A 13,251-nucleotide genomic window follows, 5' to 3' on the forward strand; every position below is an offset into this window, starting at 1 on the left:
AGCAAACGCTATAATTGCACTATTTTAGACCTCTATGACAGGTCTGTAATAGCAACGCTCAATAGCAAAGAAATTACATCAGATTTAGCCATTAAAACCTTAAAATTAGCATTAAAGAACCATAAGCTAGCTAATACTGGTTTAATTTTACACAGCTATCTTTTCTATTTTAAAAATGATGATCTGTTAAACAGAGCTGTATATGATTATGCCAATAGCTGGTATAACCATCTTAGACCTCATTCCTTTAATAAAGGATTAACTCCTTTTGAAGCTCGGTACAGCTCATAAAAATATTAGGCAAAAGTGTTACAATTTTACTTGACCGGAACAAGTTAATATAAGTTACCCAGCAGCTGTGATTATATGGGGAACAGGAATAATTCTTTGGATTATGGGATGGAAAAAGGGGATTAAGATAACTGGATGGGTTGCAACTGGATATGCAATCATAACTGTAATAGGAGTGTCAATAAAAATTAGTGAATATTTTAAGATAATCCATCCCTCTTATGTGATTTAAGAGGTTTCAAAGCCTGAATTATATTAAATATGAAGAAGGCTATTCAGCTTTTATTTCTAATTTACCTAAACCAATAAAATAGGAGCTAGTTCCTATTAAAATTTATGATTTTTGTCATTGCATTGCGTTTTAACCAAAGCTAAAGGAAGCCTATAATCCGTAATTGTCCGAATCATAGGCTTTTATTTGANTCCTATTGCTCTTATTATTTTTGCTGTAGTTGGCTCTATAATATTAATCGCTTCGCCTATAGAAATAATCACTAATATAATACCTAATAATCTTAGTAATAATCCTATCTTTCTTTTCATTTTATAACTCCTTTTTATGCAATATACCATATTATATCTTAAAATCCTTGCAATAATCAACTTGAATAATTTATAGTATTCATATTTATAATTTCAATGAGGTGAGATTATGGAAGGAATAATAGCATGTACTGAAGAGGAAAAAGATATAATGATTCTAGCTTTATATGGTTACTTGAATTATTATAAGAATAGATTAAATGAAGTAGATGATTTACTATATATTGAAGCTATACAAAATAAGATTAGAATTACAGAAAATATGATAAAAGAAGCTGGAGGCTCCTTTTTATTAATTTTATATATAATTTTAAATTTTGATTGAAGTTCATATGAAATAAAATCAAATATATGTTATAATTTTACAGTGATATGAGAAAGGGGGAGTATAATTGAAAAAGAAGATTATAAGTTTGACATTAATTTTAAGTTTTAGCTTTTCACTTACTGCTTCAAATATTTGTTACGCTAGTGAAAAGAAAGTAGTACCTATAAAAATTAATAACAATTTAATTAATTCTGGTGTAAAGAAAATAGAAAAACGAATTAACAATGTAAATCAAACTATAGAAATAGGTAATACAAATGGGAATATAGCTAATGCTGGAAAAGTTGTTCAAAATGGAGAATGGATTTATTATAGTGGTGCTGATAGTAATGGCTTATATAAAATAAAAACTGATAATACTTGTAAAACAAAATTATTTGATGGTTCAGTACATTATATAAATGTATCAAAGGACTGGATATATTTTATATATAGTGATGAATATAATTCAAATATTAATGGTTTTAAACCATGTATATATAAAATAAAAACAGATGGTTCTAGTAAAATAAAATTATATGAGAACGACGATATTTCAAATTTAATTGTAATTAATGATTGTCTCTATTTCTCAGCATATTCTCAAGATGCTAACTATGAGTTACATGGTGGTGTTTATAAAATGAAAACCGATGGTACCTCTAAAACGTTACTACCTAAAGAATATAGCATTAACAATATAATAAATGATTGGAGCTATTGTTTTGATGATAAGGGAATATACAAGACTAAAATAGATGGTTCAAATAAAATAAGATTAAGTAATATTGTACCTAGTTTTATGATTGCAAGAGATAAATACATTTATTATCAAATACAAACTGAACCATATTCTGAATATAAAATTTATAAAATGGATTTAGATGGAAAAAACATCAAAGAAATATGTAAATATACATCTTATATGACTGAACTTTTTAATTCAAACTTTTTTAATGTAGATGATGAATGGGTTTATTATGTAAGTTTAAATGATTCAAATCTTAATTTATATAAAATAAGAACAGATGGTACTGAATGCACTAAGTTGATTGATGAAGGATGCCAGTATATAAATTTAACAAAAGATTGGGTATACTGCGAAGGTATGTCATATGCTAAAGGTAACTATAATGGTCCAGCCTTTGAAATAAAAGAGTATAGAATAAAAAAAGATGGTGCTGAAAAGCAAATTATTGAATCTTGTATAATAGAAGATTAAGGGAATTAGGAGCCTCAGGCTCCTTTTTTAGGTAGTGAATATCCTTCTAAAAATCAATTGAGCAGGGTTAGAGTCTTTGTTTTACATAATATACATATTAATATTAAATATGGTACAATTGGACATGTGGTAGTATTAAACAATATAAAAATAAACAAATTAAATTACCGATAAATGTAAAAAAAGTAAAAATAAAAAGAAGAGGAGACGAAAATGTTAAAAAACAAAATAGCCTGTGCACTGGTTGCAGCGATTATTATGATTTCATCAGGTGTAGTTGTAAAAGCAGAACCTAAGCCTATTGTAAGAAAGGGTATTGAAGACAATACAGCAAAACGTTTTAAGTTGAAGCAGGAAGTTGCTATGAAGTTTGTTATTAAAAGTAAAGAACAAACTAAGCCAACTGAACCAACTAAACCTGAAAACGAATTGTTTGTTGAAAATCTATATAAAACAAATTCACCATATTGGAGTTTTGGTGCTAAATTTGTAGAAGGTAATTTGAATCTTCGTTATTATGATTATGCAACAGATACGATAAGTTGGAAAACACTACCAACAACTTTTAATCCTAATATCAACAAACAAACAATAGATGTACTAAAGGCTCTTTATACAGAAAAAAATGGATATTTAGCAGATATACATTGTGGTAAATGTGAAGATGGAAGTGGTTCTTCTATAATAGAGTTGGATTTTAATTTGGAAAAATTTGTTGATGTCAAGTTTTTTACATCACCTAATGCAGTACAAATTAAAAATACTATTGCTGAGTTATATATTCCTGACTCTACAATAAATTTTAACCAAAATAAATATCTAATTAGGAAAGCATTAATCCCAGTAGTAGGAGTAGATAAAGTAGATTCTATATATAACTATGTACTTTTAGAGTACAAAAAATGTGTTTTAGACCATCCATCAGACATGAACTCAATTAAGAAATATACTAAGACTGTAAATAATATTAAAATGAATATATGGTCTTATCGTGGACGTTTTGTAGTGGATTTCACCAAATAAAGATGTGACTAGTTAAAATGAAAAAAAGAGTAATAAGTATTATGGTTGATGTTATTCCATCAGGTATGACTATTGGTCAATAACAAAATGAGATTAAAGGAGCCATCATAGGCTCCTATTTCTAAAATTTCAGCTGCAGCTCGTAAACTTAATTTATTTTTCAGTCGCCAGTTTTTAATAGTATTAGGATAATCAGATAATATAAACTTATAGTACTCATCATTACACAAATAATCCTTATCAATTACTGTGATTAATTTTTTTAAAGCAGCTCTTGAAGGATGCACAGTATCCCTTTCATAATTATCTATAGAATTTCTAGTTAATCCTGTTTTGGTAGCAAGTGCATACTGAGATAGCCCTAATTTCAATCTAGCTTTTTTCAATCTTTTTCCTAGAGTATTTTCTTCTAAAATATCATATAATATTTCATATAGATTAATTGGTAAATTTTCTGAAATTCTTGTAGTTTGTTGTATCGAGCAGAAGCAATATGTACAGGTTCCTTAGCAGGACACAATTCAGTGAGATATACTCTTGGAATGCCAATGCTAATACTTCCGAGAAGTACAGCAATAGGAGACATTATAGCTTATGCAAATTATAAAATGATTACTGTAGAAGGAAGACGCAACAGATATACCTTTGCAGGAGCAGGGATTATATACAACAGATATTAAAGAAATTAAAGCTAGAATAGATAAGTTGAATTTAATTGGAATATTAGAAGAACAATTGGCGTAATACAAAAGCCTTGGAAGAGAATCCAGGGCTCTTAAGCCCCCAATCACACTTGGACAATTGCTTGTAAATTATATATAATATAAAAAGTGATTGGAGGTAACTTATGAGAGGCAAACGTTATACAAAAGAATTAAAAGAATCAATACTAAACGAGGTAAAGGAAGTTGGAAATGTTTCATTAGTTTCAAGAAAACATGGAATTTCAAAATCAACTATATTTACATGGATTAAAAATTCTAAACAGAAAGATGAAATTAAGGTTAAGCCAGGTAGAAAGGCTTTAATTGAGGGACAAAATAACTTTGAAAAAGAGATAACAGAAATAACAAAAGAAAATGATACTTTAAAAAAGATATTAGGAGAAAAAGATTTAGAAATAGCAATTCTTAAAGACTTAATAAAAAAAGCGAACCCTCAATTAAAGATAAAGTAGCCGTAGCTAAAAAATATATAGAGCAAGGTTATAATGCAGTTTTTGTTTTAAAGATAGTTGGTTTATCAAGATCCACATACTACTATAATTTAAGTGTAGAAGGCAAAGAAAAATATAAGCCGTTAGGCGGCAAACCAAAGGGATATTCATTAACTGAAAAAGGCAAGAAAATTTGCGATGATGAAATTAAGGAATATATTTTAGAAGCTATAGATGGTGATGCTATAAATTATGGTTATAGGAAAATAATGCATTATCTTAAACGTGAATATGGACTTATTATAAATCATAAAAAAGTATACAGGCTATGCAAAGAACTTGATATTTTAAAGAATCAAAGGGTTATAAAACCTAAAGTTAAGCGGAGCATTGCTGCTAACAGAATTATAACAGGTTCAAACCAATTATGGGAAATGGATATCAAATATGGGTATATTGAAGGTGAAGATAAATTTTTCTATATGCTTAATATTATAGATATCTTCGATAGAAACATTGTAGATTATCATATAGGTTTTCATTGTGAAGCCAAGGATGCTACCGCATTATTAAGAAAAAGCCTAATTAGAAGGGATCTATTTGCAGAAGGTGCTACAAGACCTGTTATAAGAACCGATAATGGTCCACAATTTGTAAGCTATAAATTTAAAGAATGCTGTGAAGAATTTAAATTACATCATGAAAGAATACCAGTAAAAACCCCAAATAAAAATGCACATGTGGAATCTTTCCACAGAATACTTGAAGATGAATGTTTTAAAAGTAATGAATTTCAAAGCTATAAGGAGGCATATGAAATAGTAAACGATTTTATAAATTTCTATAATAACAGAAGATTACACTCAAGTTTAAGGTATATGACTCCCAATGAATTTTACCACCTTTATTTTGGAGAGCAACTAACTAATATAGAGGTAAGGGTGTAATTATAAGAAAAAGTAAGAATTAATTAGATATTGTCCAAAATAAAGGGGTTAATCCGCAGGGCTTTTCATTTAATGAATACTACGAACTATGACTGTGATTTTAAAAAGTATACAGCATAAGTAGAAAATTTTATTTAAGATATCTATCCAACGGTATATAATAATATTATGGTAAAACTATATAGCAAGTAAAGAAAGAGGATAATAATATGGATGGAACTATACGAGAAAATATAAAACAGGGTATAAAAGTAACAGTTGTTCAAAAACAAGATCAGCGTTCAGGTAAATTAACAGAAGGCGTGGTTCAAAAAATTCTTACAAAGTCACCTAGTCATCATCATGGTATTAAAGTGATGCTTCAGAATGGAATTGTAGGTAGAGTTAAGGAAATATTGAAATGAATATCTAAATTTATAAAGTTAACCCTAATAGACATTTTAACAGAAAAATGACAAATTTCGCCCCTGGCTTAGGCTAGGGGTTTTCCTTGTTTTTAATAGTAAAGAGCAATTCTTTAAATTTGCATATATCTTTTCCTCTTTATTTCATACTTTTGGTAAAACATAATCTTCTGAATCTAATCATATATATTTTCTTTGTATTTTGTTGATTATTGGTACATTAAGCATTAAAATGGTAATTAAGTAATAGGTTTACAAGTGAAAATATTAATATTTGTAGTATATGGTTTTTTAAGAGCAATGTCCACGTTAATTTTAATTACTTTACAGAAAATATAAACTAAAGCATAAAAATGGGATGGGGGAATTATGTTGCAACTGAAAGGATACGAAATTAATAAATTAATTTATGAAGGAAAGGATACACTTGTCTATAGTGGTTATAGTAAAAGAAAAAAAGAGAATATAATCCTTAAGACAGTGTCTTCAGAGAGAATAACATTAAGAAATATTGAAAAGTTGAAACATGAATATAGAATTATCCAAAAAGTTAATTGTATTAAAGGGGTGTTAAAAGCATATAGTTTAGAAAATTGGGAAGGTAGACCAGTTTTAATTAGGGAAGAATTTATAGGAAATTCACTTAAAAGTTTAATTAAAGATAAAGGAATTCAATTAGAAGAGTTTTTTGAAATATCTATTCAGATTGTTGATATTTTAAATGAAATTCATAAAAATAAAGTTATTCATCTAGATATTAATCCTAATAATATTTTAATTAATAACCAGGGAGAAATAAAGATTATAGATTTTGGTAATTCTATGTTGAGGATAGGAGAGGAACAAAACGAAAAATATGCTCAGCAAGTAGAAGGTACTTTAGAATATATATCACCAGAACAGACAGGAAGAATAGGTAAGGCAGTAGATTATAGAGCAGACTATTATTCTATGGGTGTATGCTTCTATCAGTTGTTAACAGGAAAATTACCTTTTAATAGTTCTGACAGATTAGAACTTATTTATGCTCATATTGCAAAAGAAGCTGTACCACCAGCAGAAGTTAATGATAAGATACCACAAGTAATATCAAACATTGTAATGAAGTTAATAGCTAAAATGCCAGAACATAGATACCAAACTTTAATTGGTTTAAAACGAGATTTGGAAAGATGTAAACAAAGTTTTAAAGCTAATTGTAAGATAGAAGAATTTGAAATAGGACAAGAAGATATTATTGATAAATTTCAAATACCAGCAAAGTTATATGGTAGAGAAGAAGAAATTGAAGAATTACTTGCTTCTTTTGAAAAAGTTAGCAATGGTGGCAAGCAACTAGTATTAGTTAAAGGTTATGCAGGAGTAGGTAAGACAGCTTTGGTAAATGAAATACAGAATCAACTTGCAGAAAGGCAAGCTTATTTTATATCAGGTAAATTCGAACAATTTCAGAGTGAAACACCTTATAGTGCGGTTGTTCAGGCATTTGAAAAATTTATCAACAAATTGCTTATAGAATCTTCTGAGCAATTAACAATTTGGCGTAAAAGGATATTACAGGCAGTGGGGAATAATGGAAAGGTACTTACAGATGTTCTTCCGTCTTTAAAGCTGATTATTGGAGAACAAGAACCTGTTCTGAAATTAGGCGCAAGTGAAACTCAAAATAGATTTAATATTGTTTTTGAAAATTTTATAAAGGTAATTGCTCAAAAAGAAAATCTACTTGTTATGTTTATTGATGATTTACAATGGGCGGATTCTGCAAGTTTAAATTTTATAAAAATGCTAATGACAAATGAATCAATTCAAAATCTGCTAATTATTGGAGCTTATCGAGATAATGAAGTTGATTTGCTTCATCCAGTTATGATAATGGAAAATGAACTTTTAAAGAATAAAACTAATATTAATATTATAGAATTAAAAACATTGAAAAAGAAAGCAGTTCAATCGTTACTTGAAGGTACTTTGGTAAGTTTGAAAAAGGATTTGTATAATCTTAAAGAATTATCGGATTTTATATATAACAAAACTCAAGGAAATTGTTTTTTCATGAAAGAATTTTTAAAGGTATTGTATGATAAAAAGTATATTTGGTTTGATTATGAGTTAATGCAGTGGTGCTGGGATACGGAAGAAATAAAAAAACTTGATATAACCGAAAATGTGGTAGAATTTTTGATAAAAAAAATAAAAACATTAAATACTTCAACTATAGAGGAATTAAAGAATGCTGCTTGTATAGGTAATCAATTTGATTTAAAAACGTTGACTTTAATTAATAATAAATCTTTGGATGCTGTGTTAGAAGAGTTACAGTTGGCTGCTGATGAAGGATTAATAGCTATTGTTAAAAATAAAAGTACAGATTTATCCAAAAAAAATATTAAATACAGATTTCTTCATGACAGAATACAGCAAGCTGTTTATTCCTTGATACCTAATGATATGAAACAGGGTATTCATTTACATATTGGGCGATTATTATTAAAAGAATACATGAATTCACCAAAAACGGAACAACTATTTGAAATAGTAAGACAGCTTAATGTAGGTAGAACTATTATAATTGACAAGACAGAATGTATAAAACTTGCAGAATTAAATCTTAAAGTGGGTATGGAGGCAAAAAGTTCTTCGGCTTATAAGTCAGCATTTAATTATTTTAAAACAGGTATTGAAATGTTAAGCTGTGATGCTTGGCAAGAATATTATGAATTGACTTTACAATTATATTCTGAATTAACAGAAATGTCTTATCTTATTAGTGATTATGAACAAATGGATAAGTTTGCAGAAACAGTTTTGCAAAATGCAAAAACGCTAACGGATAAAGTTAAGATCTATGACATAAAGATACAAGCTTATCAGGCCCAATTAAAATTACAGGAAGCTTTAAAAACAGGTATATCAGTTCTTAAATTAATGGGAATAAATATGCCGCTAGAACCGAAACAAACTGATATTGAGAAATCTTTCGATAATGTAAAAGAAGCTATGGAAGGAATGGAAGCAGAAGACTTACTTGATTTGCCTTCTATGAGTAATCCTCTGAAACTTGCGGCAATGGAGATTATGCTAAGTACTATACCTACTACCTATAAGGCAGCACCTATGTTGACACCTATATTAACCTGCAAAATGGTGGAGCTTTCGATAAAATATGGTAATTCACCTCTTTCAGCGGGAGCTTATGCATTTTATGGAATGATACTTTGCGAAGTAAGAAATGATATAGAAATGGGATATCGAATAGGAATAATGAGTATTAACCTGGTAGAAAGTCAAAATCTAAAACAATATAAGGCAAAGGTTTTGGAAATAAATAATTATTGTATAAAGCATTGGAAAGAACATCTTAAATCAACGCTTGATTCCCTTACTGAAGGATTTAGAGCAGGAATGGAAAATGGAGATTTTGAATATGGCGCTTATTGTTTGCCGGCGCATGCTAAAAATTCTTTTTATATTGGGCGTTCACTTAAAGTGGTGGAAGAAGAAACAGCAGCCAATACAAAAGTATTAGAAAAAATAAAACAAGGTTTATCATTAAATTATGAAAGAATCTTTGGACAGCTGGTTTTGAATATGCAGGGAAAATCAAAAAATACTGTCGAACTTACAGGAGAAATGTGTGATGAAAATAAAACCCTTACCATTTCCAGTGAAATCGGTGATATGATTGGAATGTTTTTTATATTTTTAAGCAAAACAATATTATACTATCATTTTGGAGAGTATTCTTTAGCAGTTAAGACTGCAAAAAAAGCCGAAGAAAATTTAGGCGGAGTAGCAGGTATGGTGGATATTGCTGTTTTTTATTGGTATGATTCTCTTTCAAGACTTGCAATATATCCTAATGTTTCAAATGAGCAAAAAGAAGAGATTTTAATAAGAGTATCAGAAAACCAGACAAAGATGAAAAATTGGTCTGAATGTGCTCCAATGAATTTTTTACATAAATTTTATTTGGTTGAAGCTGAACGTTTACGAGTAATAGGGAAAACTGATGAAGCAATAGAATATTATGATAAGTCTATTTCATTGGCAAAAGAATATGAATATATAAATGATGAAGCTTTGGCTAATGAGTTAGCCACAAAGTTTTGGCTTGGCAAAAATAAATACAGATATGCTAAATTGCATTTTAAAGAAGCATATTTTGGTTATAAGCGCTGGGGAGCAGAAGCTAAAGTAAAGGATTTGCAAAACAAATATTTAGAAATTTTTCATGAAAAGTTTGAAGAAAATATAAATGAAAATCAAACTACAATAACTACTTTAGAGTTAGTAGATATTAATACAATTATGAAAGCTAGTAAGACCATTTCACAGGAAATTGTTTTTGATGAACTGATAAAGAATTTAATTAAGATTGCTATTGAGAATGTAGGGGCTCAAAAAGTAGTCTTTATTATGAAAGAAGAAGACGGTTTTATAATTAAGGGTAAGAAAGAAATTGAAGAAGAAAGAATAGCTGTTGATTTGGGTACAAGTGTTGAGGAATATGAGGATATTCCTAGGAATATTATAAATTATGTTAGTAGAACAAATGAAAATGTTATTTTAGAAAATTCTATTCATTGTGCAAAGTTTGGTAGTGATAAGTATATTATTAAAAGAAAACCTAAATCAGTTTTGTGTTTTCCTTTAATTAAGCAAAGAGAATTGAAGGGAATAATTTATCTGGAAAATAATCTTATGACAGGTGCTTTTACTAGGGATAGATTGAAGGTTTTAGAAATACTTTCTTCTCAAATAATAATTGCTCTTGAAAATGCAAAGTTATATAAAAATTTAGAGTATTCTAATGAAATATTAGATACTAAGGTAAAAGAACGAACAGTACAGTTAAAACAAGAGAAAGATAAATTACAAAAATATCTAGACGTTGCTGAAGTTGTATTTTGGGTTTTGGATAAAGATGAAAAAATATCATTAATTAATAGAAAAGGGTGTGAACTCTTAGGTTATTCTGAAGAAGAACTGCTGGGAAAGAAATGGCATGAAAATTTTATTAACGAAAAGGATAGAGAAAAGCTAAAGAGCGATTTTGAAAAAACAATAAATGGACAATTGGTAGAATATTTTGATACAGTTGTTATAACTAAAACTGGAGAAGAAAGAATGATATCTTGTCATAATGTTGTGTTAACAGATAAAGAAGGAAATGTTGAAGGAACATTGAGTTGTGGAGTAGATAGTACTGAATATAATCTGTTAAGAGAACAACTGCAATATAGTAAATTAAAACTGGAGTTTTTCGCTAACTTATCTCATGAATTAAAAACACCATTGAATTTGTCTTTCTGTGCATTACAAATGTTAAATTTATACCTAAATAATAACTTAAGTTCGGAAGTTAATGAGAAATTTGAAAGATATACAAGCATTATTAAACAAAATAACTATAGGCTTTTAAAATTAGTTAATAATATAGTTGATATAACTAAAATAAATGCTAATTCCTTCGATTTAAATTTACAAAATAATGATATAGTAGAACTTATTAGAAAGATAACTTACTCAGTTTCAGATTATGTAAGAAATAAAAATAGAATATTGGAATTTAATTCAAATATAAAAAGCAAGATAATTGCTTGTGATTGTTTTAATATTGAAAGAATAATGTTAAATTTACTCTCTAATGCTATAAAATTTACAGATGAAGGAGATAAGATTTATGTAAATATATATGATAATGGAGATGAGATTAGTATAGTAGTAAGAGATACAGGAATTGGAATTCCAAAAGATAAGCAGAAAATGATTTTTGAACGGTTTAGACAGGTAGATAAATCTTTTACTAGAAATAGTGAAGGAAGCGGAATTGGGTTAACTATTGTTAAATTACTTGTTGAAGTGCATGATGGTGAGATTAAAGTAGAGAGTAAAGCAGGTGAATTTACTGAATTCATTGTAAATTTACCTGTTAGAAAATTGGATGACAAATACATTAACGAAAATAATTACAATGATGGTGGTAATAGTTTGATTGATAGAATAGATATAGAATTTTCAGATGTGTATGGATTATAAGTAGATAAAAAACAGTCCATTGGTTTATTCCAAAGGACTGCTTTTTATAAAACTATAAATTAAAGATTATATTGAAAATTTCCATAGTTTTTTTGTTTCATGCATAAATATATCTATATCCCAAGTTTTTTTACTATTTATTTTACTATCACAATCATTGACTATTATTTTACCATCTTCAGTAATGCCTGTTAGGACAATAAAATGACCAGAGGTTGTAAAGTTTCCAGGACCCATTATAGCAACTATAGGCTCTTCATTTTTTAAAGTTGATAAAATAACAGATTCGTTTAATGGTAGTTCTAGACTTTTTAACCCAAATTGTTTTGCACCTTCAGTCATAAGGCTCCACTTAGATCCTACATTATTAATGTAATATCCATTTTTTTGACTAAAATCAGCAACAACTTTAGGATTAATATCAGTATTACCTGTTAAACCAACAATGACCATAGCAAGCGATGTAGGGCCACAGCCATTAATTGCTATAAAGTTATTTCCGTATTTATCATATCCCCATCTTTCATCCCATTGCATAAATAGTGGAAACTTGCCAGGAGTATAATCAGACTCCACAGAAAATTTCTTATTAGTAAATGTATTTTTATTTGTTGGATAGTTATAAACAAAATCTATGGTTTCGTATTTTTTTGAAGCTAATTCTAGAAGCTCCTTTGGATATAATTCAATATTAGATAAAATTTCTTTTATCTTAGGAGAGTTAGTAGAATTATCTTCTAATTTTTGGATTATAGAAGCTTTAGAGTTTTGAACCATATTATGAGTAATATTATATCTAAAGGCATTGAAGTTAATTGGAGAAACATAAGAAATTATTGTTAAAGATAATGTTATAGTTCCTGCCAGGATTATTTTTTTTGCTTTATTTTTCTTATCTTGTATTGTGCATATATAATTCATTAAAATTATCCTTTCTATTTCATTTGTATTGTACTTGATGAATTTAATATACTTCACTAATGTATTTAAGGTATTTAATAGATGTAAACAAGTTGTAACTTAAAAAAAAAAGAAGCTAATGCAGGGCTTTTAAGCTTTAATCTAAAGTAATGTGAATACACTTGTCCACGTGTATCGATATAAGAATAATTAAGAAAAATGAATGAAATTAGAAGAAATCTTAAATTAATTTAATAAAATGAATAGTATTTAATATATTACGTTTTGAATTTATGATAAGATATTCCTTGTCGTCGCGAGAGCGGCGGTGAGGAAACAACAAAGTATGAATTAAGATAATTTGAGAAAATTAAAAGAATCAAAAATGTTGTTGACAAGAAAAAATTCAGATGATA

Annotated in this window: 10 protein-coding genes and 2 pseudogenes; 10 read left to right on the forward strand and 2 right to left on the reverse strand. The window is 28.1% G+C overall.

Features of this window, described 5'->3' with window-relative positions; all coding sequences use genetic code 11:
• The 5 genes and pseudogenes from OIO11_RS06570 to OIO11_RS06590 form a co-directional block, all read left to right on the forward strand.
• Window positions 1-291 (forward strand): annotated as a pseudogene (locus OIO11_RS06570) (hypothetical protein); the annotation flags it as partial.
• 67 nt (window positions 292-358) lie between these two features.
• Window positions 359-523 (forward strand): hypothetical protein, encoded by a 165-nt coding sequence (locus OIO11_RS06575; protein ID WP_268070643.1) that lies wholly within the window; start codon window positions 359-361, stop codon window positions 521-523.
• Between the two features lie 420 nt (window positions 524-943).
• Window positions 944-1,159: a hypothetical protein gene (locus OIO11_RS06580; protein ID WP_268070644.1), complete on the forward strand. Its 216-nt coding sequence runs from the start codon at window positions 944-946 to the stop codon at window positions 1,157-1,159.
• 67 nt (window positions 1,160-1,226) lie between these two features.
• Window positions 1,227-2,363, forward strand: a complete 1,137-nt coding sequence (locus tag OIO11_RS06585) for a DUF5050 domain-containing protein (RefSeq protein WP_268070645.1) — start codon at window positions 1,227-1,229, stop codon at window positions 2,361-2,363.
• A gap of 213 nt (window positions 2,364-2,576) precedes the next feature.
• On the forward strand, window positions 2,577-3,386 hold the full coding sequence (locus OIO11_RS06590) for a hypothetical protein (protein WP_268070646.1): 810 nt from the start codon (window positions 2,577-2,579) through the stop codon (window positions 3,384-3,386).
• A gap of 59 nt (window positions 3,387-3,445) precedes the next feature.
• Here OIO11_RS06590 and OIO11_RS06595 read toward each other — a convergent pair whose 3' ends face one another.
• Window positions 3,446-3,772 (reverse strand): helix-turn-helix domain-containing protein, encoded by a 327-nt coding sequence (locus tag OIO11_RS06595; RefSeq protein ID WP_268070647.1) that lies wholly within the window; start codon window positions 3,770-3,772, stop codon window positions 3,446-3,448.
• Window positions 3,773-3,871: 99 nt separating this feature from the next.
• On the opposite strand from OIO11_RS06595, the pseudogene OIO11_RS06600 reads away from it, so the two are divergent.
• The 5 genes and pseudogenes from OIO11_RS06600 to OIO11_RS06620 all read left to right on the forward strand — a co-directional run.
• Window positions 3,872-4,130 (forward strand): annotated as a pseudogene (locus OIO11_RS06600) (FAD-dependent oxidoreductase); the annotation flags it as partial.
• A gap of 103 nt (window positions 4,131-4,233) precedes the next feature.
• Window positions 4,234-4,563 (forward strand): transposase, encoded by a 330-nt coding sequence (locus tag OIO11_RS06605; RefSeq protein WP_268070648.1) that lies wholly within the window; start codon window positions 4,234-4,236, stop codon window positions 4,561-4,563.
• Window positions 4,564-4,616: 53 nt separating this feature from the next.
• Window positions 4,617-5,489 carry an IS3 family transposase gene (locus OIO11_RS06610; protein ID WP_268070652.1) on the forward strand — a complete coding sequence of 291 codons (873 nt, stop codon included), beginning with the start codon at window positions 4,617-4,619 and terminating at the stop codon, window positions 5,487-5,489.
• Window positions 5,490-5,698: 209 nt separating this feature from the next.
• Window positions 5,699-5,893 (forward strand): YwbE family protein, encoded by a 195-nt coding sequence (locus OIO11_RS06615; protein WP_268070649.1) that lies wholly within the window; start codon window positions 5,699-5,701, stop codon window positions 5,891-5,893.
• A gap of 369 nt (window positions 5,894-6,262) precedes the next feature.
• On the forward strand, window positions 6,263-11,935 hold the full coding sequence (locus OIO11_RS06620; RefSeq protein ID WP_268070650.1) for an AAA family ATPase: 5,673 nt from the start codon (window positions 6,263-6,265) through the stop codon (window positions 11,933-11,935).
• A 66-nt stretch (window positions 11,936-12,001) separates the two neighbouring features.
• On the opposite strand, the gene OIO11_RS06625 is transcribed toward OIO11_RS06620, so the two are convergent.
• Window positions 12,002-12,856: a C39 family peptidase gene (locus OIO11_RS06625; RefSeq protein WP_268070651.1), complete on the reverse strand. Its 855-nt coding sequence runs from the start codon at window positions 12,854-12,856 to the stop codon at window positions 12,002-12,004.
• Window positions 12,857-13,251: the final 395 nt, after the last annotated feature.

This window comes from Clostridium sp. ZS2-4, from assembly GCF_026719745.1.
Taxonomy (GTDB): domain Bacteria; phylum Bacillota; class Clostridia; order Clostridiales; family Clostridiaceae; genus Clostridium_H.